This window comes from Allobosea robiniae (genome assembly GCF_900102525.1).
In the GTDB taxonomy this organism is placed as follows: Bacteria; Pseudomonadota; Alphaproteobacteria; order Rhizobiales; family Beijerinckiaceae; genus Allobosea; species Allobosea robiniae.
Genome location: NZ_FNBZ01000002.1, coordinates 326,173 through 349,460 on the forward strand (window position 1 = coordinate 326,173; position 23,288 = coordinate 349,460).

Sequence of the window (23,288 nt, forward strand, 5' to 3'; positions counted from 1 at the left end):
ATGTCCGACTTCATTCCCGCTCCCGTCGACGGCGCCGAGATCGAGCGCTCTTTGCGCAAGGCCGCGCGCGAACGCATCCTCGTGCTCGACGGCGCGATGGGCACGCAGATCCAGAACCTGAAGCTCTCGGAAGCCGATTTCCGCGGCGAGCGCTTCAAGGGCTTCAATCACGACCTCAAGGGCAATAACGACATCATCGCGTTGACCCAGCCCGAGGCGCTGCGCGACATCCATCTCGCCTATTTCCGGGCGGGTGCGGATATCGTCGAGACCAATACCTTCTCGGGCACCTCGATCGCCCAGGCCGATTACGGCATGGAGGCCTATGTCTACGAATTGAACGTCGCCTGCTCGCGGCTCGCCCGCGAGGCGGCCATGATCGCCGAGAAGGAAGACGGGCGCCGCCGTTACGTGGCCGGCGCGATCGGCCCGACCAACCGCACGCTCTCGATCTCGCCCGACGTCAACAATCCCGGCTTCCGCGCCGTGACCTTCGATCAGGTCCGCGATTCCTATGCCGAGCAGGTGAGGGGCCTGATCGACGGCGGCTCGGAGCTGCTGCTGATCGAGACGATCTTCGATACGCTCAACGCCAAGGCCGCGATCGTCGCGATCGAGGAGGTGTTCCGCGCCAAGGGCATCCGCCTGCCGGTGATGATCTCCGGCACGATCACCGATCTTTCGGGCCGCACGCTGTCGGGCCAGACGGTCGAGGCCTTCTGGAACGCCGTGCGCCACGCCGCGCCGCTGACCATCGGCCTCAACTGCGCGCTCGGCGCGCGCGAGATGCGGGCGCATATCAAGGACATGTCGCGCATCGCCGGCACGCTGGTCTGCGCCTATCCGAATGCCGGCCTGCCCAACGAATTCGGCCTTTATGACGAACGGCCGGAAGCGACCGCCCAGATGCTGGCGGAGTTCACCGATTCCGGCTTCGTCAACATGGTCGGCGGCTGTTGCGGCACCACGCCGGACCATATCCGCGCCATCGCCCAGGCCGTCGCCGGCAAGGCGCCGCGCCAGATTCCCGAGCCGAAGCCCTGGCTGAGGCTCGCCGGGCTGGAGCCGTTCACGCTCGACGAGACCATTCCCTTCGTGAACGTCGGCGAGCGCACCAACGTCACCGGCTCGGCCAAGTTCCGCAAGCTGATCACGGCCGGCGACTATGCTGCGGCGCTCGATGTGGCGCGCGATCAGGTCGCCAACGGCGCCCAGGTCATCGACATCAACATGGACGAGGGCCTGCTCGATTCCGAGAAGGCGATGACCGAGTTCTGCAACCTGATCGCCTCCGAGCCGGATATCTCGCGCGTGCCGATCATGGTCGACTCGTCGAAATTCCCGGTGATCGAGGCCGGTCTCAAGACGATCCAGGGCAAGCCGATCGTCAACTCGATCTCGATGAAGGAGGGCGAGGACGCCTTCCTCGAGCAGGCGCGCATCTGCCGGCAATACGGCGCGGCGGTGGTCGTGATGGCCTTCGACGAGGTCGGGCAGGCCGACACCTTCCAGCGCAAGATCGAGATCTGCACCCGGGCCTACAAGCTGCTGACTGAGACGATCGGCTTCCCGCCCGAGGACATCATCTTCGACCCGAACATCTTCGCGGTGGCGACGGGCATCGAAGAGCACGACAACTACGGCAACGATTTCATCAACGCGACGCGCGCCATCCGCGAGAGCCTGCCGCATGCCCATATCTCGGGCGGCGTCTCGAACCTGTCCTTCTCGTTCCGTGGCAACGAGAAGGTCCGCGAGGCGATGCATTCGGTCTTCCTGTACCATTGCATCAAGGCCGGCATGGACATGGGCATCGTCAATGCCGGCCAGCTCGGCAGCTATGACGATCTCGACCCCGAACTGCGCGAGCTCTGCGAGGACGTCGTCCTCAACCGCCGCAAGGATTCGACCGAGCGGCTCCTGGAGGCGGCTCCGCGTTTCAAGGGGGACGGCTCCGTCGCGGCTTCAGGCAAGGACCTCGCCTGGCGCGAACTGCCGGTCGAGAAGCGGCTGGAGCATGCGCTGGTCGCCGGGATCACCGAGTTCATCGAGGCCGATACGGAAGAGGCCCGCCAGCGCGCCGAGAAGCCGCTGCACGTTATCGAGGGCCCGCTGATGGCCGGCATGAACGTGGTCGGCGACCTCTTCGGCGCGGGCAAGATGTTCCTGCCGCAGGTGGTGAAATCCGCCCGCGTGATGAAGCAGGCTGTCGCCTATCTCATGCCCTATATGGAGGAGGAGAAGCGCCTCAACGGCGGCTCCGAGCGCTCGGCCGCCGGCAAGGTGCTGATGGCGACGGTCAAGGGCGATGTCCACGACATCGGCAAGAACATCGTCGGCGTCGTGCTCCAGTGCAACAACTACGAGGTGATCGACCTCGGCGTGATGGTGCCGACCCAGAAGATCCTGGAGACGGCGCGCAAGGAGAAGGTCGACATCATCGGCCTCTCCGGGCTGATCACGCCCTCGCTCGACGAGATGGTGACGGTCGCCTCCGAGATGGAGCGCGAGGGCTTCGACATCCCGCTGCTGATCGGCGGGGCGACGACCAGTCGCGTCCATACTGCTGTGAAGATCCATCCAGCCTATAACGCCGGCCAGGCGGTGCATGTGAATGACGCTTCGCGCGCGGTCGGCGTGGTTTCGAGCCTGCTCTCGCAGGAGCAGAAGCCGGGTTATGTCGCCGGCGTGCAGGCGGAATACGCCAAGGTCGCCGAGGCGCATCGCCGCTCGGAAGCCGACAAGCAGCGCCTACCGCTGGCCAAGGCCCGCGCCAATCCCTTCAAGACGGATTGGACAGCCTACCAGCCGCCGAAGCCGAGCTTCCTGGGTACGCGCACCTTCCGCACCTACGACATCGCCGATCTCGTGCCGGTGCTCGACTGGACGCCGTTCTTCCAGACCTGGGAACTGAAGGGCCGCTTCCCGGCGATCCTGCAGGACGAGAAGCAGGGCGAGGCCGCGCGCGCGCTCTGGGACGATGCGCAGTCGATGCTGAAGCGTATCGTCGAGGAGCGCTGGTTCAATCCGAAGGCGGTGATCGGCTTCTGGCCGGCGAATGCGGTCGGCGACGACATCCGCCTCTATACCGGCGAGAGCCGGGCCGATGAGCTCGCGACCTTCCACGGCCTGCGCCAGCAGCTCCTGCGGCGAGACGGCAAGCCCAATCTCTGCCTGTCGGACTTCGTCGCGCCGGAAGGCGTCGCGCCCGACTATATCGGCGCCTTCGCCGTCACGGCCGGGGCGGAAGAGGAGCGCATCTCCGAGAAATTCGCGCGCGACAACGACGACTATCGCTCGATCATGGTCAAGGCGCTGGCGGATCGCTTCGCCGAGGCTTTCGCCGAGCGCATGCACCAGCTCGTGCGCAAGGAGTTCTGGGGCTACGCACCGGACGAGGCCTTCTCGAACGAGGATCTGATCCGCGAGGAATATCGCGGCATCCGCCCGGCGCCGGGTTATCCGGCCCAGCCCGACCACACCGAGAAGGCGACCCTGTTCCGGCTGCTGGAGGCCGAGCGTCGCGTCGGCGTGAAGCTGACCGAGAGCTATGCGATGTGGCCGGGCTCCTCGGTCTCGGGGCTCTATTTCTCGCATCCGGAGGCCTATTATTTCGGCGTCGCCAAGGTCGAGCGCGACCAGGTCGAGGATTATGCCGCGCGCAAGGGCATGACGATCGAGGAGGTCGAGCGCTGGCTGGCGCCGATCCTCAACTACGACACCGCGGCCTATCGCCTGCAGGCGGCGGAGTAGTTGCCTTCCAGCGCTACGGCGGGCATCACGCCTGCGGCAGCGCCGGAGAGAATTCGTGACGACTGACGCGACAAGGCTGATCCGCAAGGCGGTGGCGGCGGATCAGCCGCGCATCCACGCCATCCGTATGGCCGTGCGCGAGAACATCCTGAGCGATCCCTCGAAGGTGACGGCCGAGGAGGTCGCCTGGTATCGCGATAATGCGATCTTCCTCGTTGCCGAAAGCGCGGGCGAGATCGCGGGCTTCGCTTGCGCCAACCATCAGACCGGTCTGATCTGGGCCCTGTTCATCGATCCGGCGCAAGAGGGGCGCGGCCATGGCCGGGCGTTGCTCGATGCGGCGCTGGCCGGGTTGAAGGCTGCGGGCCATGCCCAGGCCTGGCTCGAAACCGGCGCCGGCACGCGGGCGGAGCGCTTCTATCGCCGCCATGGCTGGCACGACCGGGGACGCGGCCTCGACGGACAGATCGTCTTCACGCGGCAGCTATGAGTTTTGGGCCGTGATTCCGGACAATCCCGGAATGACGAGATGACCTAGCGGAAGAGGGCCTCGCCTAACCCGCGAGCGCTGCCCGGCTGACGGCCGTGACCGGGCCGTCGAAGACGCGGATGCAGTCTCCGCCGGCGAGGCCCGCGACATGGAGTGCCGCCTCGGCTTCCGCGAAGATCTCGTTCTGCTCGCAGTAGCCCTCGGTCTTCAGCAGGGCCGCGCCGATCGAGGCCGTGAAATCGATGACGAGGTAGCCGCGCGGGATCGGCCGGCACAACAGCTTGCGCGTGCCGGTGAGCATCGCGGCCAGGTAAGCCTTGTCGCCTGGCATTCGCAGCAAAAGGGCGAAAGCGGCCGGGCCCGTCTGGTCGATTGCCAGGGCATCGGGAAAGAGCCGGCGCAGGCGCTCGCCGAAGCAGCGGATGACGTCGTCGCCGGCGGCCCGGCCATGGTTTTCGACGATTGTCGGAAAGCGATCGATCTCGAAGATCGCGAGAGTGAGGCATTCCGGTGCCCGGCCCCGATCCTGCCGGAACTGTCTGAGGACGTCGGTGAAGCTGCGGCGTGCTGCGGGGCTCGCTGGGGGCTCCGCTCGCGTGAGGCTGGAGACGCCGCTCCACAACCCCTTCTCGGCGGTGACATCCTGCTTCGAGCCGAAGATGCGGATCGGCCGGCCATGCTGATAGCCGACGCCGACGATGAGGCGCATCCAGCGCTTGTCGCCATTCACCGCCCTGATCCGGCAATCGAGCGCGAAGCCCTGCCCGGTGCGGATGGCGCTGCTGCGATGCTGCTCCATTTCGCGCCGGGACCCCTCCTCGTAGAGATCGAGGGTCGCCTTGCGGTAGATTTCGCTGCCGCGCTGCAGGCCGAACAGGTCGTAGACCCCGTCGGTCCAGCTCAGGGTCTCGTTGGCGAGGTTGCATTCCCAGGCGCCGAGCGCGGCGGGCGCGAGCGAGCGCTCGTAAAGGGGCTTGGTGGCTGCGATGAGCTGCTGGCTATCCACGGCGCCCTCCTGCCGGTCGACCGGTGGAAGGCAGCCTAGGCCCGCGAGCGTTAAGCGAACCTTGCGTCACGCGGATATTCCACCGTTTCATTGGTGCGCCGCTGCCCCGCTCTTTCGGCGCGCACCGGTTCAGGCCGTCCGCGGGCCCTGCGCGTCCGCGAGCAGGTCGCGCAGCGTCGTGATCGTCGAGGAATCGGCGATGCCGTCGACCTTTTCCGGGCGCCAATGGCGTTGGAAGGCGGCGACGATCGCTTCGAGCCTGTCGTCGAAGACGCCGTCGACCGTGACGCCGTAGCCGAGCATCGCGAACATCGCCTGAAGCGCCTCGACCGGTTGGCCGCTCTCGCCGCGGGCGAAGAAGCGTCCGCCACGGATCGGGGCCGGTTCCGTCCAGAGGCCGACGCCGGCTTCGGCGAAGCGACGCCACGGAAATTTCTCTCCGGGATCGATCTTGCGGCCGGGTGCGATGTCGGAATGGGCGAGCACGCGCTCTGGCGGGATCGACCAGCGCTCGCAGATGTCGCGGCACAGATTCAGCGTCGCCACGATCTGGTCCTCCGGATAATCGGGCAGGCCGCCGGGATGGCCGGGATTGGCGATCTCGATGCCAATCGAGCAGGAGTTGATGTCGGTCTCGCCGGCCCAGTGCGAGGCGCCGGCATGCCAGGCGCGCCGGCCCTCCGGCACAAGCTGGAGCGTGTGGCCGTTCTCGAAGACGAAATAATGCGAGGAGACCTGCGCGACCGGGTTGCAGAGCCATTGCAGCGCTTCGCCGGCCACCGGCATGCCGGTGTAGTGCAGGATCAGCATGTCGGGCCGGCGGCCGGGCGTGCCGTCCGGGTTCTTGCGCTCGCCATGGTTGGGCGATGGGAAGATCTTTGCGGCAAAGCGGCTGTCGGGTCTGGCGACGTCCAGCGGGGCGATTTCGGTCATAGGAGGCGGCTCAGGCGGGTTGGGGCGCGAGGCTGCGGCTCATGCCGCGTTCTTTCTGGATCGCGTCCCAGGCCGCGTTGATCGCGGCGATGCGGCGCGTCGCGATGGCGATCGCCTCCTCGGGCAGGCCGCGGGCGATCTCGCGGTCGGGATGGGTTTCGGCGACGAGGTGGCGGTAATGGCGCTTCAGCTCGGCGTCGTCCATCTCGCGGCTGGCGCCGAGCACGAGATAGGGGTCGTCCGGGCGGCGGGCATGGCGGGCCTCGATCCGGGCGAAATCGGGCTCGGCGATGCCGAAGATGCCGGCGACCGACTGGAGATAGGCGTGCTCGGCCTCGTGGATCGCGCCATCGGCAGCGGCGATCAGGAAGAGGCCGTCGAGCACATCCTCCAGCAGGGCGGGCTCATCCTTGAAGGCGCCTGCGATCTGCGAGGCATAGGCCTCGAAGCCGGCGCTGGTCTGCTTGGCGAGATCGAACAGGGCCTCGATGCGCTGCTGCTGATCGGGCGGGACCTCGACGATGCGGCGGAAGGCGGTGATCTCGTCGCAGGTCACGACGCCGTCCGAGCGCGCCATCTTGGCGGCGAGCGCGACGAGGCCGGTGGTGAAGACGAGCTCGCGCGGTGCCGGGCCGAACGGCGCGCCTTCGCGATCGACCAGGACATGGCCGGCCAGCGCGCCGACGAGTGCGCCCAGCGGCCCGCCGATCACGAGGCCGAGCCCGCCGCCGCCCAGAGCGCCCCAGAAAGAGGAAGCCATCACATAATCGATCCCGGTGAATCCGAATGCGCCGATGATGGGAGAAGGGGGCTTGTTCGCGCAAGAGCGCCCGGTGCGACGGCCTGCCGCGCCAAAAATCCGGTTCCGGCCGGGAATGCGGCCGGAATGCGGCGGCCGATTCGCCTGCTTGATTCGTTCCGGCGGGCGGGGAGCCGGCGAAGTTTTTCGAGCGACCGAATACATATGAATACTGAATAGTTAAATATAGAATATATTCCTGTTTACGCTGATAGTTATGCGTTTTTCTATGGTATGCGCCAGATTATCGACACATTCGACCATCAGTTGAGCGGCCCCATCGGCCAGTCATGGCTCAATGGGGTTCAATTCGACATGCGATATATCTGTGGTGGTCTCGCGGCTGCGTGCCTGATTAGCCTCTCCGGGGTTGCCCTGGCCGAGGATTTCGTCAATGCGGAAACGGACCCCAGAGCTATCGTTCTTCGCGACGCCGAGATCGCCCGCGCCAAGGCCGCCGAGGACAAGGGCGAGAAGGCTCCGGTTGAGGCGCGCGCTCCGAAGGCCGGCGCCCGCACCGCCAAGGCTGAAGGCGACAAGACCGAGACCCGCGCCAGCCGCGCGCTGGCGGCTCCGGCCGGAACCGAAGGCATCAAGGCGATCGTCGCGCGTCACGCGGCTGCCAATGGCGTGCCGTTCTCGCTGGCCGATGCCGTCGTGCGCGTCGAAAGCCGCTACAATCCCCGCGCCTCGCATGCCGGCAATTACGGCCTGATGCAGATCCGCCACCAGACGGCGCGCGGCCTGGGTTATTCCGGCAGCGCCAGCGGCCTGCTCGATGCCGAGACCAATGCGCGCTACGGCATGAAATATCTCGCCATGGCCTACAAGATGGCCGGCGGCGACACCTGCCGCACCGTGATGAAGTACCAGAGCGGCCACATGACGAACCGGATGAGCGGTGCCAACCGCGCCTATTGCGCCAAGGTGCGCACCATTACCGCCCGCAACTGATCCTGGACCGCCTCGCGTCCTGTCGGATGCAAAGTGGCGATCTGGCTTTTCATTTTAGCATCGGATTTCTCCGAAAAGTGCATTCCACTTTTCGGTCCGATGCTCCAGCCGCGCGGTTGTGCTTGACGCGGGCCGCGCCAGCGCGCATCTCCCCCCTCGCCAGTCGGCCGGACGGCCGCTCTCGTTCGCGAGGGAGGAAAGTCCGGGCTCCACGGAAACACGGTGCCGGATAACGTCCGGCGGGGGCGACCCCAGGGAAAGCGCCACAGAGATCGAACCGCCCTGCGCTGGAGAGCTTCGGCTTTTCCGGCAGGGTAAGGGTGAAAAGGTGCGGTAAGAGCGCACCGCGGACCCGGCAACGGGGACGGCATGGCAAGCCCCACCGGGAGCAAAACCGAATAGGGACGATGCTGCCCGCGCAAGCGGGCAGGGGCAGGTTTCTGTGCCTGGTCGTCCGGGTTGGTTGCTCGAGGCGCGCAGCAATGCGCGTCCCAGAGGAATGGCCGTCACGTCGGGGGAGCGATCCTCCGGCCATCCAAAACCCGGCTTACAGGCCGACTGGCGCTTGATGCCCGCAAATTCTACTCCAGTGGGCATCTGAAGCGATTGCCTGCGCTTCCGGTACTCACACCGATGTCCGCTCCGCTCCGGTTCTCGGCGACCGCTCCAGCTACCGCGCTGGAGCGAATTCCCGATCGGTCTCGGGGAGCGGCTCATTGAGCCGGACCGTGCAGGCTCAGGCCACCGTCGTCTCGACCGGGATGTTGCCCTTCGTCGCGTGCGAATAGGGGCAGACCACATGGGCCTTCTTGACGAGGTCCTGGACGGCGGCCTTGTCGAGGCCGGGCACTGAGACGGTCAGCTTCGCAGTGATGCCGAAGCCCTGGCCGTCGTCGCGCGGGCCGATGCCGATATCGGCCGAGACCTTCGCATCATCCGGGATCTTCACCTTCTCCTTGCCGGCGACGAACTTGAGCGCGCCGAGGAAGCAGGCCGAATAGCCGATGGCGAAGAGCTGCTCGGGATTGGTGCCGTCGCCACCGCCGCCGCCGAGCTCCTTGGGTGTATTCAGCACGAGCTTGACGTTGCCGGTATCGGTCGCGGCCTGGCCTTCGCGGCCGCCGGTGGCGGAACCATGGGCGGTGTAGAGCGTCTTCATGATCGGTTTCCTTCCTCGGGTGAGCTGATGGTTGTTATTTAGATTGTGTGCAATTAGATTGTCAACAACTGATTTGAGCGTGATAGAGGGCGGTTGATTATGGGGCCGCTTTCGGTTTTGCGTGAAACAGGATGATCGGCGAGGGCGTGATGGCGAAGCGGGACAGGGCCAGGGACGGGATGCCGCGTCTGGAGCAGCAGCTCTGCTTCGCGATTTATCAGGTCGGCCACGCCTTCAACCGGGCCTATCGTCCGATCCTGGCCGCGCTCGGGCTGACCTATCCGCAATATCTGGTCATGCTGGTGCTCTGGGAGCAGGACGGGCTCACGGTGAAGGAGCTCGGCGAGCGATTGATGCTCGATTCCGGCACGCTGACGCCGCTGCTGAAGCGGTTGGAGGGGTCCGCCCTGATCCGGCGCGAGCGCGACGCCCGCGATGAGCGGCAGGTGCGCATCCACCTCGCCGAGAAGGGCGAGGGGCTGCGCGAGCAGGGGCGCTGCGTCCAGGAGGCTGTCGGCGAGGCGCTCGGCGGGACGGCGGGCGATGCGGGGCGCTTGCGCGACCAGCTCGGTCTCGTCCGCGATGCGCTGCTGGCGTCGTCACGCGACGGCTGATGGCGCCTTTTGCCGTAGCCGCCGCCACTGTCATTCCGGGTTCGCGCCTGAAGCGCGCGCCGGAATGACAATTGTGCGGTGTCCTTCGAAGCTTCCAGATCTGTCCCGCTTGTCGGCTCGCCAAAAATAACGGCGCGCTTTCGTAAAAATTTTTCGCAGCGCTGACGCGTCTTCCGCTGGCCCAGGAGGTCAGGCGGGTGCCGAATTGCGCGTGCTTACGGATACTTAACCTTAACAAGCTGTGATGCCGGAGAGTCCCGGCAGGTGCGTCGCTGCGCCTGCGATTCCATTGACGCCCATAAAGGCCCATGCTATCCCAAATCATCCCGTCGAAGCCGGCAGGCAATCCAAGGGTCAGGCTCCGTGTGCCGCGCGGAATTTGGCTTGCGGGCGTGCCTTGCCCGCTTCGACGGGGGGACTTTTCGCCGCTTGCCCATCTCAGCGGTGGCGCCTTGAAGAGCAGGCCGGGAGGCGGCGTTGACGGACCGCTTCGTCTCGAATTTCACGAACCGGCTCGACGCCAAGGGGCGCGTTTCCATTCCGTCGAGCTTCCGGTCGGTGCTGGCGAAGGACGGCTACGAGGGCCTCTATGTCCATCAGGGCCTCGACCTGCCGGCACTGGATGCCGGCGGCAATGCGCTCCGGGCCACGATCGACGATATTCTCGCGCGCTTCTCGCCGTTCTCGGACGAGTGGGAGCTGCTCTCGACGGCGCTGAACGGCACCTCGGAGGTGCTGAAGGTCGACACGGAGGGGCGCATGGTGCTGAGCGAGGCACTGAAGGCGCATGCCGGCATCGGCGATGCCGTGACCTTCGTCGGCCATGGGCACAAGTTTCAGATCTGGGAGCCGGAGCGGTTCCGCGCCCATCTCGACGCAGCGCGGACGCGTCTGCGCGACGTGAAGCGCACGCTCGGCAGTTTGACCATTCCAACGGGAGGCTCGGGCACATGAGCGACCATGGCGACCGTTCCGGCGGAGCCATTGGCGGATCGGTTCGTCATGTGCCCGTATTGCTCGCCGAGGTGCTGGAGGCGCTCGCGCCGCAAGCCGGCGGGCGCTATCTCGACGGCACCTTCGGGGCAGGGGGCTATTCGCGCGCGATCCTCGATGCCGCGCCTGAGGTCACCCTGCTCGGGCTCGACCGCGATCCCTCTGCGATCGCTGGCGGGGCCGATCTCGTGGCCGCCATGGCGGGGCGATTGACACTGTCCCAGGCCAATTTCGGCGAGCTGGCCGAGGAGGCCGAGCGCTTCAGGATGACGCCGCTCGACGGCGTCGTGCTCGATATCGGCGTCTCCTCGATGCAGATCGACCAGGCCGAGCGCGGCTTTTCGTTCCGTTTCGACGGTCCGCTCGACATGCGCATGAGCGGGAGCGGGCAGAGCGCCGCCGACCTCGTCAACGAGGCCGAGGAAGGGCTGCTCGCCAATATCTTCTATCATTATGGCGAGGAGCGCCGCTCGCGCGCCGTCGCCCGCGCCGTGGTCGAGGCCCGCCGCAAGGCGCCGATCACGACGACCAAGCAGCTTGCCGATCTCGTCGCCGGGATCGTGCGCGGCGAGCCTGGTGGCGCCCATCCGGCGACGCGGGTCTTCCAGGCGCTGCGCATCGCGGTCAATGACGAGCTCGGCGAGCTGGTCCGGGCGCTGCACGCAGCCGAGACGGTGTTGAAGCCCGGCGGGCGGCTCGTCGTGGTCACCTTCCATTCCCTCGAAGACCGCATCGTCAAGCAGTTCTTCGCCGAGCGCTCTGGCCGGGTATCGGCGGGCTCGCGCCATGCGCCGGCGGTGGCCGTTGCGCAGCCGACCTTCAGGCTGGTCGAGAAGGGTGCCGTCGCACCGTCCGAAGCCGAGATGCGCGCCAATCCGCGGGCGCGCTCGGCCAAGCTGCGCGCCGCCGAACGCAACGATGCGCCGTCGCGCCGGGCCGATGCCGGGCTCGTCGCGCTCTCCACCGTTCCTGCCCCGCAGCCGCGCCGGAGGCCCTGAGCGTGATCAAGCTCCTGCACATCATCGCCATCGGCGCGCTGGTTTCCTCGGCGGTCTATGCCTATTCGATCAAATACGAGACGACGCTGGCGACCGAGCATCTCCAGAAGCTCAAGGGCAAGACCCAGCGCGAGCGCGACGCGATCCAGGTGCTCAAGGCCGAGTGGCAGTTCCTCAACCGGCCCGACCGCGTCCAGATGCTGGCGGAGCGCCATCTCGACCTCCAGCCCTTCGTGGTGACGCAGGTGGTCAAACCCTCGGACATCCCGAACCGCGGCCCGAAGGTCGATGCCATCGGCCGCAAGCTCGAGGATCTCGGCCTCGGCCTGCCGACCGAGACCCCCAGGGATCGCAAGGCGAGCGCGACGACGCCGGGAGCCATGCCATGAGCCAGTCGATGCATCACGAAGCGACGGAGCAGCAGGCCGAGGCGACGGAACCCGTCGTGAAGCGCGGGCGTCTGGCCTGGCTGCGCGACGTCTTCCGCATGAGCGGAGAGAAGAGCGAGCCGCGCGTCGGCCTCGTCATCCTCGGTTTCTCCGCCCTGTTCCTGGCGATCATCGGCCGGCTGGTCTATCTCGGCGTCGCTCCGAACGAGCAGGTCGGCCTGCGCCGCGCCACCTCCAACGCCATCTCCGCCGCCCGGCCCGACATCGTCGACCGCAATGGCGATGTCATGGCGACCGATATCCGCACGGTCTCGGTCTTCGCCGAGCCACGCCGCATCCTCGACAAGGACGAGGCGACCGAGCTGCTGACGGCCGTTCTGCCCGACCTCGACGCCAAGGATTTGCGCGACAAGCTCGGCACCAAGAAGGGCTTCGTCTGGGTCAAGCGCGAGATCACGCCGCGCCAGCAGGCCGAGGTGCACCGGCTCGGCATCCCTGGCGTCGGTTTCGTGCCCGAGAACAAGCGCGTCTACCCGAACGGCAACGCGGCGGCGCATGTGCTCGGCTTCGCCAATATCGACAATGTCGGCATCGCCGGCATCGAGAAATACATCGACTCGCAGGGACTGCAGGACCTGAACGGCGCGGGCCTCGCGACCGAGGCGTCCGACCTGAAGCCGGTCAAGCTGTCGATCGACCTGCGCGTCCAGCACCTGCTGCGCGACGAACTGTCCAAGGGCCTCGAGCGCTTCAAGGCGATCGCCGCGGCGGGCGCGATCATGGACGTGAACACCGGGGAGGTGATCGCGCTGGTCTCGCTGCCGGATTTCGACCCCGGCAACCCCGTCGACGCGCTGGAGAAGGACCGGATCAACCGGATGAATGTCGGCGTCTACGAGATGGGCTCGACCTTCAAGGCGCTGACCATCGCGATGGCGCTCGATTCCGGCAAGGTCAACATCAATTCGAGCTTCTCGACCGCCGGCGGCATGATGCGCTTCGGCCGCCAGGTCATCAAGGAATACCATGGCACGGGCCGCACGCTGACGGTGCCGGAGGTGTTCCTGCATTCGTCGAACATGGGCTCGATCAAGATGGCGCTGGCCGTCGGCGTCGAGGGCCACAAGGCCTTCCTCAAGAAGATGATGCAGCTCGACCGGATGACGACGGAGCTGCCGGAAAGCGCGGCGCCGATCGTCCCGCAGCGCTGGGGCGAGATCAACACCGCGACCATCGCCTTCGGCCACGGCCTCGCCGTCGCGCCGCTGCAGGCGCTGGCGGCGGTGGCGGCGCTGGTGAATGGCGGCTACCTGATGAAGCCGACCTTCCTGGTGCGGTCCGAGGAGGAGGCCCGCAAGGTCGCGACGCGCGTCATCAAGCCGGAGACCTCCGAGGCGATGCGCTTCATCATGCGGCTCAACGGCGAGAAGGGCTCGGCCCGCAAGGCGAATATCGAAGGCTATTTCGTCGGCGGCAAGACCGGCACGGCCGAGAAGGTCATCAACGGTCGCTACGCCAAGAACAAGAACTTCACGACCTTCACGGCGATCGCCCCGTCCGACAAGCCGAAATACCTGTTCCTCGCGATCTATGACGAGCCGAAAGGCTATGCCGAGAGCGGCGGCTATTCGACCGCGGCGTGGAATGCCGGCGTCACGACCGGCCGGGTGATCGAGCGCGCCGCGCCGATCCTGGGGCTGAACCCCCGCTTCGATCCGCCGCCGTCGCCGTTCCCGCTGATGGCGAGGCTCGGTGCCTGGGGTTCGCGCTGATCTCGACCTATAACGGTGGCCATGACGATGACCGGATACCGCCTCGGAGACCTTTTCCCCGAGATGTTCGAGACTGAGGCCGCCAGCCAGCAGGTGCATGGCGTTGCCTTCGACAGCCGCAAGGTGACGGGGGACGACGTCTTCGTCGCACTCGCTGGCGCCAAGGCGGATGGCGCCCGCTTCATCATGGATGCTGTCGGGCACGGCGCCGTCGCGGTGGTCTCGGGTGGGCCGCGGCCGGCCGACCTGCCGGCCGGGGTCGCCTTCGCACAGGTGGAGGACCCGCGCCTCGCGCTGGCGCTCGCTGCGGCGAATATCCACCCGCGCCAGCCCCGGACGATCGTCGCGGTGACCGGCACCAGCGGCAAATCCTCGGTGGCGGATTTCACCCGCCAGATTTTCCAGGCGCTCGGCCATGAGGCGGCGAGCGTCGGTACCATCGGCGTGGTCACGAGCAAGGGCGCCGATTACGGCTCGCTGACGACGCCGGACCCGCTCTCGCTGCACGCTTCATTCGACAGGCTCGCGGGCGAGGGCATCACGCATCTTGCCATGGAAGCGTCCTCGCACGGGCTCGACCAGCGCCGCCTCGACGGTGTGCGATTGAGCGCCGGCGCCTTCCTCAATCTCGGGCGCGACCATCTCGACTACCATCCGAGCGTCGAGGAGTACCTCGCCGCGAAGCTGAGGCTCTGGGAGCTGCTGCCGGACGGCGCGCCGGTGGTGATCAACCGCGACGAGCCTTATGCGGACGCGGCAGCCGAGGCTGCGGCCATGGCCGGCCACCCGATCATCGGCATTGGCCGCAAGGGCGAGACGTTGACGCTGCTGCGCAACGAGCGCGACGGCTTCTCGCAGCGCCTGACGGTCGGTTTTGACGGGCAGGAGCTCTCCGTCGCCTTGCCGTTGGTCGGCGATTTCATGGCCGGCAATGCGCTGGTCGCCGCCGGGCTGGCCATCGCGACCGGTGAGGACAAGGCTGCGTCGTTGCGGGCTATATCCGGGCTCATCGGTGTTGCCGGGCGGCTTGAACGCATCGGTGAGGCCAATGGCGGGCTCGTTGTCGTCGATTACGCCCATAAGCCCGATGCGCTCGCCGCGGTGCTGACCACGCTCAGGCCCTATGCGACCGGCCGCCTGATCTGCGTCTTCGGCTGCGGCGGCGATCGCGACAAGGGCAAGCGCCCGCTGATGGGCGCGATCGCGGCCGAGAAGGCCGATATCGCCATCGTCACCGACGACAATCCGCGTAGCGAGGACCCGGCGACGATCCGGGCCGAGATCATGACGGCATCGCCGAGGCTCCAGGAGATCGGCGACCGCGAGGAAGCCATCCGTGCCGCGGTGAAGATGCTTAAAGCCGGGGATTTGCTGGTCGTGGCGGGAAAAGGCCATGAATCCGGCCAGATCATAGGCGACCGCACGCTGCCCTTCTCCGATCACGACGTGGTCCGGAAAGCGCTATCGGAGTTTCAAGGATGAGCGCCCCGCTCTGGACCGGAGAAAAGCTGATCGCTGCGCTGCGCGCGCGGCCCGAGGGCGCCGTGCCGCCGGTCGTGACCGGGGCGTCGATCGATACCCGCACGCTGGAGCCCGGTGACGTCTTCTTCGCGATCACCGGCGAGGCCCGTGACGGGCATGATTTCGTCAGAGGCGCGCTCGACAAGGGCGCGGCGCTCGCCGTCGTCGACGAGGCGCATGCGGCCCAGTTCGAGGGGGCAGGCGCGCTCGCCATCGTGCCGGACGTGTTGAAGGGGATGGAGCATGCCGGCACCGCGAGGCGTGCCGAACTCAAGGCCGGCATCGTCGCCGTCACCGGCTCGGTCGGCAAGACCGGGACCAAGGAGGCGCTGCGCCTCGTGCTCTCGCGCCAGGGCAAGACCCATGCGCCGGTCGCGTCCTACAACAACCACTGGGGCGTGCCGCTGACGCTCGTCCGCACGCCCGCCGATATCGCCTATGGCGTCTACGAGATCGGGATGAACAGCCCCGGCGAGATTCTGCCGCTTGCGCGGATGGTGCGCCCGCAGGTCGCCATCGTCACCACGATCCAGCCGGTGCATCTCGCCGCCTTCGCCTCGCTCGAAGGGATCGCCGAGGAGAAGGCCGGGGTCTACTGGGAACTCGAAGAAGGCGGCACGGCGATCGTCAATGCCGACATCCCGCAATCCGAGCTGCTGCGCGATATCGCCAGATCCGGTCCGGCCGGGCGGATCGTCACCTTCGGGGAAAGCCCGGATGCCGATGTAAAGCTCGTCTCCTGTGCGCTGAAGCCGGACATGTCGGTGGTCGAGGCCCGCGTCCTCGGCGAGCCCGTGACCTATCGGCTCGGCAGTCCGGGCAAGCATATCGTGCTGAATTCGCTCGCCGTGCTCGCGGCCGTCCATGCGCTCGGCGCCGATCTCGCGCTGGCCGCGTTGGCCCTCGGCGACCTCAAGCCGCCGGCTGGACGCGGCGCACGCCAGGTGCTGCAGGCGCCGGGCGGCAGGGTCACGCTGCTCGACGAGAGCTATAACGGCAACCCCGCCTCGATGCGGGCCGCAATCGAGAATCTCGGCCGCCTGCCGGTCGAGGGGCGCGGCCGGCGCATCGCCGTGCTCGGCGACATGCTGGAACTCGGGCCGACCGGCCCGGAGCTGCATCGGGGGCTCGCCGAACCGCTGGTCTCGAACGGGATCGACAAGGTCTTCACCTGCGGCCCGCTGATGAAAGGGCTCCACGAGAGCTTGCCTTCCGCCATGCGGGGGGCTTATGCCGCCACGGCGAGCGACCTGGAGCCGCTCGTGCTCGATGCGATCCGCGGCGGCGACACTGTCACGGTCAAGGGATCGCTGGGCACGCGCATGGGTCCGATCGTCAAGGCGATCCTCGCGCGCTTTCCTGCCGTGCCTGCCGAAGACTGACCTGCAAGAGAGCCCAGAAGCATGTTCGCCCTGCTCGCCGAACTGTCCGGCACCTTCCCGGTGCTGAACGTCTTCCGCTACATCACCTTCCGCGCAGGCGGGGCGACGGCGACGGCGCTGCTCTTCCTGTTCTTTTTCGGCCCCTCGGCCATATCCTGGCTCCGGATCAAGCAGGGCAAGGGCCAGCCGATCCGCACGGACGGCCCGGAATCGCATCTTGCCAAGCGCGGCACGCCGACCATGGGCGGGCTGATGATCCTGACGGGGGTGTTCGTCGCGGTGCTGCTCTGGGGCAACCTGCGCAACCCCTATGTCTGGATCGTGCTCGGCGTCACCGCAGCCTACGGCGCGATCGGCTTCTATGACGATTTCCTCAAGGTCACCAAGCAGTCGCACAAGGGCTTCTCGGGCAAGGCCCGCATCTCGATCGAGGTCGTGGTCGCGCTCGTCGCCTGCTACTTCGTCATGCAGACGCAGCCACCGGCGATCGGCTCGGGCTTCGCGATGCCCTTCCTCAAGGAAGCGATCATCCCGCTCGGCATCCTGTTCCCGCTGGTCGCGTCCTTCGTCGTGGTCGGCGCCGGCAACTCGGTGAACCTGACCGACGGGCTCGACGGGCTCGCCATCGTGCCCGTCATGATCGCGGCCGGTACCTTCGGCTTCATTTCCTATCTCGTCGGCAACGCGATCTTCGCCAACTACCTGCAGATCCACCATATCCCCGGCGCGGGCGAGCTCGCCGTGATCTGCGGCGCGGTGATCGGCGCCGGCCTCGGCTTCCTCTGGTTCAATGCGCCGCCGGCCCAGATCTTCATGGGCGATACCGGCTCGCTCGGTCTCGGCGGCCTGCTCGGCACCATCGCGGTCGCGACCAAGCACGAGATCGTGCTGGCGATCGTCGGCGGTCTCTTCGTCGTCGAGGCGCTCTCGGTGATCATCCAGGTCTTCGTGTTCAAGCGCACCGGCAAGCGCGTCTTCCTGATGGCGCCGATCCACCACCATTTCGAGAAGCTGGGCTGGACCGAACCGCAGGTGGTGATCCGTTTCTGGATCATCTCGGTCGTGCTGGCGCTGGTCGGCCTCGCCACGCTGAAGCTGCGCTGAGATGACTCCGGTTTCCGTCTTTTCGGGGCGCAAGGTCGCCCTGTTCGGGCTCGGCGGCTCCGGGCTCGCCACGGCACGCGCGCTCAAGGCGGGCGGTGCCGAGGTCGCGGCCTGGGACGACAACGAGAAGAGTCGGGAGAAGGCGGCTGCCGAGGGCATCGCCGTCGTCGATCTGGCGAATGCCGACTGGTCGGGCTTCGCGGCTTTCTTGCTCTCGCCCGGCGTGCCGCTGACCCATCCCGAGCCGCACTGGACCGTCGGCAAGGCCAAGGCTGCCGGTGTGCCGATCATCGGCGATGTCGAATTGTTCTTCCTTGAGCGGGCGACGGTGGCGCCGGGCTCGCCGGTCGTCTGCATCACCGGCACCAACGGCAAGTCGACCACGACGGCGCTGATCGCGCATGTGCTCGGGGCGGCCGGCCGCGACGTGCAGATGGGCGGTAATATCGGCACCGCCGTGCTGGCGCTGGAGCCGCCGGCCGCGAACCGCATCCATGTCATCGAGTGCTCGAGCTACCAGATCGACCTCGCGCCCTCGCTTGCGCCCACCGTTGGCATCCAGATGAACCTGACGCCGGACCATCTCGACCGGCACGGCTCGCTGGAGAACTATGCCGCCATCAAGGAGCGCCTGGTTGCGGCGGCCAATATCGCGGTGGTCGGCGTCGATGACGAGGCTTCCAAACAGATGGCGCGCCGCCGCGCTGCCGGCGGCCGCCCGCTGGTCAAGATCAGCGGCGAGCAGCCGCTGGACGAGGGCGTCTTCGCCGGGGTCACCGCCAATCAGGGGCGGCTGGACACGCGCATCGTCGAGGTGAAGGACGGCAAGCCGCGCGTCGTCGCCAATCTCGCGGGCATCGGTTCGTTGCGCGGTTCGCATAACGCGCAAAATGCGGCGGCGGCCTTCGCCGCCTGCTCGGCATTGGGCCTGAGTGCGGAAGAGATCGCCGAGGGCTTCAGGACCTATCCGGGGCTGGCGCATCGCATGGAGGAGCTCGGCCGGATCGGTCGTGTCGTCTTCATCAACGATTCCAAGGCGACCAATGCGGACTCGACCGAAAAGGCGCTGACCTCCTTCCACGGCATCTTCTGGATACTCGGGGGCAAGGCCAAGGACGGTGGCATCGAGTCGCTCCGCCGCTATTTCCCGAACATCGCCCGCGCCTACCTGATCGGGGCGGCGAGCGAGCTCTTCGCCGCGACCTTCGACGATGATGGGCGCGTCGGCTACGAGCGCAGCGTCACGCTCGACAGGGCCGTGGCCGATGCCGCGCGCGACGCGCTGGCAGCGACAGGCGAGGGCGAGATCGCGGTGCTGCTCTCGCCGGCCTGCGCCTCCTTCGACCAGTTCCCGAATTTCGAGGTCCGGGGCGATGCCTTCCGCAAGCTGGTTACAGACCTGCCGGGCTTCGAGCCGTTCGGCAAGACGAAGCCGCGATAGGTCGCGGCGCTCCCGTCATTCCGGCACGCGGCCCGTGAGCCGGAAGAACAGGTTGGACGTCACCTGCACGGCAGGATCGGACAGGTGGCTCTCCAGCGCCGCCATCTCCTTGTCGAGATCGGCCCGCGCGATGAAGCCTCCATCGACGAGCTTGTCACGGATGTTGTCGATGAGACCGCGCGGGAACCAGCGGCGTTCATGGCCGGCGGGAAAGACGTGGAGAATGGCGTCGACCTCGATATCGATAACGCCTGCATCCCGGAACAGCCGATGGATCTTCCGGCCGACCGACAGATCGATCCCCTGTGCCCGCGCATAGGCCGCGTAAGCCTCGATCAGGTGGCTCCAGGCCGGCAGGGGCGGATCGAGGCAGTGCGGAAGATAATCGGCCTCGAAGTTCGCGACCCAGCCGCCGGGCCGCACGAGGGAGACCAATTCGCGTACGATCCGCTCGGGCTCCGGCACATTGACCAGCAGCAGCCGCATATGGGCGCCGTCGAAGGACGCTCGCGGCAGGCCGGTCTCGTAGGCATCGCCCTCGCGCAGCTCGACCTGGGGCAATCCGCGATCGGCGATGAAATGGCGCGCCAACTCGACGAAATGGCTGCCGCGGTCGATGCCGAGGACCGAACCCGTCGGGCCGACATGCTCTGCCAGCAGATGCAGGACACCTCCGGGGCCGCAACCGAGATCGACGACGTGCTCCCCGCGCTTTATGCCGATCCGATCGAGCTGTGCCCGCGAGTCGGGTGCGAGATTCAGGATCTGACGCTTGAGCCGATCGACTTCGGCCTCGGCCCGCCCAAGCAGATAGATGTCCGGTTTCGTCATCACGCCTCCATTCTGGTCCGCCGGGGGCCGTTTCCGACCCGGCTGACCGTTATGGTTTCATGACCTCGCTTCTCGCCGGGGCGAGGCCGCGTTCGTGGGCTCGAAAGCCGCTCCAGGAGATCGTTTCAGCCGCGCCGGGCGGCCTCGATCTTTGCGACGTCGATCTTCTGCATCGTCATCATCGCGGCGAAGGCGCGCTTGGCCTCCTCGCCGCCGACGGCGAGCGCTTCGCTCAGGACGCGCGGGGTGATCTGCCAGGACAGGCCCCATTTGTCCTTGCACCAGCCGCATTCGCTCTCCTGGCCGCCATTGCCGACGATGGCGTTCCAGTAGCGATCGGTCTCCGCCTGGTCTTCGGTGGCGATCTGGAAGGAGAAGGCCTCGCTGTGCTTGAACGTCGGCCCGCCATTGATGCCGAGGCAGGGAATGCCGAGGACCGTGAAGGTGACGGTCAGAGCGTCGCCGGCCTTGCCGGAGGGGAAGTCGGTGGGGGCGCGGAAGACTTCCTTCACGGCGCTGTCCGGGAAGGTCTCGGCATAAAAGCGGGCGGCGGCCTCGGCGTCCTTGTCGTACCACAGGCAGATCGTGTTCTTGGCGATGGCCATGATCAGTCCTTTCGCTGTCGAAACTGGTGCAGGGTGCAACTCCTCCCATGGGACGACAATGCGTGTCAGGAGCGGCCTTTGCATCTGACCGGCCGCATGAGACCGATTTGAGGCGCGCGGCTGATCGAAGTGGGTGAGCCTGCGTCGAAGAGGCTGTAAAACGCGGCGCGCCGTTGTGGATCGTGATGCGCTGAGCTCGCCGATCCCACGCATCGGAATCAATCGGTTAACCATTCATTGACAGAGTGATTCGTCACGCAAGCGCGGCCTCAGCCGCGCCGAATTTGTCGATGGGATGCCCGTCATGGTCTCGCGCGCGGAACCTTCTCTCAGCGGCCGCTGGTGGTGGTCGATCGACCGCCTCATCCTGACCGCACTCGTCGCCCTGATGGTCTCGGGCGTCGTGCTGCTGATGGCAGGCGGGCCGCCGGTGGCCGAGCGGCTCGGGCTCTCGACCTTCCATTTCGTCAACCGGCAGGCAGCCTATCTCGTCGTCGCGATGGCCATCTTTCTCGGGGTGTCGCTGATGACGCCGCGCCAGGTGCGCCGCGCTGCGCTGCTGATCTATCTCGGCTCGCTCGTCATGGTGGTGGCGACGCTTTATTTCGGCGTCGAGGTGAAGGGCGCGAAACGCTGGCTGACGCTCGGGCCGCTGGGCTCGGTCCAGCCATCCGAGTTCCTCAAGCCCGCCTTCGTCGTGATGGCGGCCTGGGCCTTCGCCGAGGGCACGCGCCGGCCCGACCTGCCGGGCACGATCCTGGCGCTGCTCCTGCTGCCCTTCACCATCGTGCCGCTCGTCCTGCAGCCGGATTTCGGCCAGACCATGCTGGTTAGCCTGGTCTGGTGCGGGTTGTTCTTCGTCGCGGGCCTGCACTGGTTCTGGGTGATCGGCCTCGGCGGCGTCGGCGCCGCCGGCATCTTCGTCGCCTATGAGCTGGTGCCGCATGTCCGCGCCCGCATCGAGCGCTTCATGGACAAGGGCTCGGGCGACTCGTTCCAGGTCGACACGGCGCTGGAGAGCTTCGCGCAGGGCGGCTGGCTCGGGAAGGGACCGGGCGAGGGTACGGTGAAGCGCATCCTGCCCGACGCCCATACCGATTTCATCTTCGCGGTCACGGCCGAGGAATTCGGCATCGTCGTCTGCATGCTGCTGGTGGCGCTCTTCGCGGTGATCGTGATCCGCGCGCTGTTCGTGGCGCAGAAGGCGGAGGACCCGTTCATCCGCCTCGCCGTCACCGGCCTTGCCCTGCTCTTCGGCATCCAGGCGGCGATCAACATGATGGTCAACCTGCACATGATGCCGGCCAAGGGCATGACGCTGCCCTTCATCTCCTATGGCGGCTCCTCGCTGCTCTCGCTCGCGGTCGGGACGGGCTTCCTGCTGGCATTGACCCGGCGGCGGCCGCGCTCGGTCGAATTCGGGCGCTGATCCGATGGCGACGGACACGCTCGTCATGCTGGCGGCCGGGGGAACCGGCGGCCATCTCTTCCCGGCCGAGGCATTGAGCCACGCGTTGCATGCCAAGGGCATGCGCGTGGTGCTGATGACCGATACGCGCGCCGCCGAATACGCCGGGAACTTTCCGGCCGAGGCCGTGCATGCCGTGCCGGCGGCGACGCCGTCCGGCCGCTCGCCATTGCAGAAGGCGGCGGCGCTGTTCAACATCGCCAAGGGCACTTTCGCGGCGCGCGGGATCATCAAGCAAGTCAGGCCGGCCGTCGTCGTCGGCTTCGGCGGCTATCCGACGGTGCCGCCGGTGCTGGGCGCCTCGCTGGCCGGGGTGCGCACCCTGATCCACGAGCAGAACGCCGTGATCGGCCGGGCCAATCGCTTCCTCGCCGGCCGTGCCGACGTGATCGCGACCGGCTTCGCGGAGGTCGGCGGGCTCTCGGAGGCGCAGCAGGCCAAGTGCCGCCATGTCGGCAACCCCGTGCGCCCCGCGGTGACCGCGGCGGCCGGCCACGATTATGACCAGCCGGGCGAAGGCAGGATCAGGCTCCTGGTCTTCGGTGGCAGCCAGGGCGCGCGCATCATGGCCGATATCGTGCCGCCGGCGATCCAGCTCCTTACCGAGGCCGAGCGGGCGCGCCTGACCATCGTCCAGCAGGCGCGGCCTGAGGACGACGAGCGCGTGCGCGGCATCTACGAGAAGCTCGGCGTAAAGGCGACGATCGCGCCCTTCTTCAAGGACCTGCCGGTGCAGATGGCGGCGTCGCAGCTCGTCATCGCCCGCTCCGGCGCCTCGACCGTGGCGGAACTCACCGTGATCGGCCGCCCGGCCCTGCTGGTGCCGCTGCCGGGCTCGCTCGATCAGGACCAGGCGGCCAACGCGGCCTTCCTCGAAGGTGTGGGCGGAGCTGTCCGCATCCTCCAGCCGGACTTCACGCCGCGCCATCTTGCCGCCGAATTGTCGAAGCTTATCGCGCAGCCCGCCCACTTGACGACGATGGCCGCAAACGCGAAGAGCGCCGGCATCCCCGATGCCGCCGACCGCCTGGCCGATCTCGTGATCGCCACGGCCAACCTCCCGCACTGACAGGATT

The 23,288-nt window shown here is 67.1% G+C and carries 20 protein-coding genes and 1 other RNA gene; 15 read left to right on the plus strand and 6 right to left on the minus strand.

Annotation, left to right across the window (positions count from 1 at the left end; genetic code table 11):
* Together metH and BLQ70_RS07225 are read left to right on the plus strand one after the other, a co-directional pair.
* Nucleotides 1-3,753 carry a methionine synthase gene (gene metH, locus BLQ70_RS07220; RefSeq protein WP_091856426.1) on the plus strand — a complete coding sequence of 1,251 codons (3,753 nt, stop codon included), beginning with the start codon at nt 1-3 and terminating at the stop codon, nt 3,751-3,753.
* A gap of 55 nt (nt 3,754-3,808) precedes the next feature.
* A complete protein-coding gene (locus BLQ70_RS07225) occupies nt 3,809-4,243 on the plus strand; it encodes a GNAT family N-acetyltransferase (protein WP_244511932.1) in 435 nt (144 codons plus the stop codon).
* Nucleotides 4,244-4,307: 64 nt separating this feature from the next.
* Here BLQ70_RS07225 and BLQ70_RS07230 read toward each other — a convergent pair whose 3' ends face one another.
* The 3 genes from BLQ70_RS07230 to BLQ70_RS07240 form a co-directional block, all read right to left on the minus strand.
* A complete protein-coding gene (locus BLQ70_RS07230; RefSeq protein ID WP_091856427.1) occupies nt 4,308-5,249 on the minus strand; it encodes a diguanylate cyclase domain-containing protein in 942 nt (313 codons plus the stop codon).
* A gap of 129 nt (nt 5,250-5,378) precedes the next feature.
* Nucleotides 5,379-6,182, minus strand: a complete 804-nt coding sequence (locus BLQ70_RS07235; protein WP_091856428.1) for a peptidoglycan recognition protein family protein — start codon at nt 6,180-6,182, stop codon at nt 5,379-5,381.
* Between the two features lie 10 nt (nt 6,183-6,192).
* Nucleotides 6,193-6,942 (minus strand): TerB family tellurite resistance protein, encoded by a 750-nt coding sequence (locus tag BLQ70_RS07240; RefSeq protein WP_091856429.1) that lies wholly within the window; start codon nt 6,940-6,942, stop codon nt 6,193-6,195.
* Nucleotides 6,943-7,296: 354 nt separating this feature from the next.
* Between BLQ70_RS07240 and BLQ70_RS07245 the strand changes: the two genes are divergently transcribed.
* Both BLQ70_RS07245 and rnpB read left to right on the plus strand, forming a co-directional pair.
* A complete protein-coding gene (locus BLQ70_RS07245) occupies nt 7,297-7,935 on the plus strand; it encodes a lytic transglycosylase domain-containing protein (RefSeq protein WP_091856666.1) in 639 nt (212 codons plus the stop codon).
* 159 nt (nt 7,936-8,094) lie between these two features.
* Nucleotides 8,095-8,501, plus strand: an RNA gene (rnpB, locus tag BLQ70_RS07250) — RNase P RNA component class A.
* A 170-nt stretch (nt 8,502-8,671) separates the two neighbouring features.
* Here rnpB and BLQ70_RS07255 read toward each other — a convergent pair.
* Entirely contained in the window at nt 8,672-9,094 is a 423-nt protein-coding gene (locus BLQ70_RS07255) for an organic hydroperoxide resistance protein (protein WP_091856430.1), read from the minus strand.
* Between the two features lie 149 nt (nt 9,095-9,243).
* Here BLQ70_RS07255 and BLQ70_RS07260 point away from each other — a divergent pair, with 149 nt between their 5' ends.
* The 9 genes from BLQ70_RS07260 to murD all read left to right on the plus strand — a co-directional run bounded on the left by BLQ70_RS07260 (nt 9,244) and on the right by murD (nt 19,308).
* A complete protein-coding gene (locus BLQ70_RS07260; protein ID WP_244511933.1) occupies nt 9,244-9,708 on the plus strand; it encodes a MarR family winged helix-turn-helix transcriptional regulator in 465 nt (154 codons plus the stop codon).
* A gap of 477 nt (nt 9,709-10,185) precedes the next feature.
* Nucleotides 10,186-10,662 (plus strand): division/cell wall cluster transcriptional repressor MraZ, encoded by a 477-nt coding sequence (locus tag BLQ70_RS07265; RefSeq protein ID WP_091856431.1) that lies wholly within the window; start codon nt 10,186-10,188, stop codon nt 10,660-10,662.
* Nucleotides 10,659-11,699 carry a 16S rRNA (cytosine(1402)-N(4))-methyltransferase RsmH gene (gene rsmH, locus BLQ70_RS07270; RefSeq protein ID WP_091856432.1) on the plus strand — a complete coding sequence of 347 codons (1,041 nt, stop codon included), beginning with the start codon at nt 10,659-10,661 and terminating at the stop codon, nt 11,697-11,699. The genes BLQ70_RS07265 and rsmH overlap by 4 nt, the downstream gene beginning before the upstream one ends.
* A 2-nt stretch (nt 11,700-11,701) precedes the next feature.
* On the plus strand, nt 11,702-12,088 hold the full coding sequence (gene ftsL / locus BLQ70_RS07275; RefSeq protein WP_061966771.1) for a cell division protein FtsL: 387 nt from the start codon (nt 11,702-11,704) through the stop codon (nt 12,086-12,088).
* Nucleotides 12,085-13,860 (plus strand): peptidoglycan D,D-transpeptidase FtsI family protein, encoded by a 1,776-nt coding sequence (locus BLQ70_RS07280; protein WP_061966772.1) that lies wholly within the window; start codon nt 12,085-12,087, stop codon nt 13,858-13,860. Before ftsL ends, BLQ70_RS07280 begins: the two co-directional genes overlap by 4 nt.
* Before the next feature lie 27 nt (nt 13,861-13,887).
* Entirely contained in the window at nt 13,888-15,342 is a 1,455-nt protein-coding gene (locus BLQ70_RS07285) for a UDP-N-acetylmuramoyl-L-alanyl-D-glutamate--2,6-diaminopimelate ligase (protein WP_091856668.1), read from the plus strand.
* A complete protein-coding gene (locus tag BLQ70_RS07290; protein WP_091856433.1) occupies nt 15,339-16,763 on the plus strand; it encodes a UDP-N-acetylmuramoylalanyl-D-glutamyl-2,6-diaminopimelate--D-alanyl-D-alanine ligase in 1,425 nt (474 codons plus the stop codon). Before BLQ70_RS07285 ends, BLQ70_RS07290 begins: the two co-directional genes overlap by 4 nt.
* A gap of 21 nt (nt 16,764-16,784) precedes the next feature.
* A complete protein-coding gene (mraY, locus tag BLQ70_RS07295) occupies nt 16,785-17,867 on the plus strand; it encodes a phospho-N-acetylmuramoyl-pentapeptide-transferase (RefSeq protein ID WP_061966774.1) in 1,083 nt (360 codons plus the stop codon).
* Between the two features lies 1 nt (nt 17,868).
* On the plus strand, nt 17,869-19,308 hold the full coding sequence (murD, locus tag BLQ70_RS07300; RefSeq protein WP_091856434.1) for a UDP-N-acetylmuramoyl-L-alanine--D-glutamate ligase: 1,440 nt from the start codon (nt 17,869-17,871) through the stop codon (nt 19,306-19,308).
* A 15-nt stretch (nt 19,309-19,323) separates the two neighbouring features.
* Here the strand turns inward: murD and BLQ70_RS07305 are convergent, their stop codons facing one another.
* Complete coding sequence (locus BLQ70_RS07305; RefSeq protein ID WP_091856435.1) at nt 19,324-20,139, minus strand: methyltransferase domain-containing protein; 816 nt, start codon at nt 20,137-20,139, stop codon at nt 19,324-19,326.
* A gap of 125 nt (nt 20,140-20,264) precedes the next feature.
* The gene (locus BLQ70_RS07310; RefSeq protein ID WP_091856436.1) at nt 20,265-20,744 is read right to left on the minus strand and encodes a VOC family protein; all 480 of its coding nucleotides are present in this window, start codon (nt 20,742-20,744) and stop codon (nt 20,265-20,267) included.
* 304 nt (nt 20,745-21,048) lie between these two features.
* Between BLQ70_RS07310 and BLQ70_RS07315 the strand changes: the two genes are divergently transcribed.
* Together BLQ70_RS07315 and murG are read left to right on the plus strand one after the other, a co-directional pair.
* Nucleotides 21,049-22,173 carry an FtsW/RodA/SpoVE family cell cycle protein gene (locus BLQ70_RS07315; protein ID WP_061966778.1) on the plus strand — a complete coding sequence of 375 codons (1,125 nt, stop codon included), beginning with the start codon at nt 21,049-21,051 and terminating at the stop codon, nt 22,171-22,173.
* 4 nt (nt 22,174-22,177) lie between these two features.
* Nucleotides 22,178-23,281 carry an undecaprenyldiphospho-muramoylpentapeptide beta-N-acetylglucosaminyltransferase gene (gene murG / locus BLQ70_RS07320; protein ID WP_091856437.1) on the plus strand — a complete coding sequence of 368 codons (1,104 nt, stop codon included), beginning with the start codon at nt 22,178-22,180 and terminating at the stop codon, nt 23,279-23,281.
* The last annotated feature ends 7 nt before the right edge of the window (nt 23,282-23,288 follow it).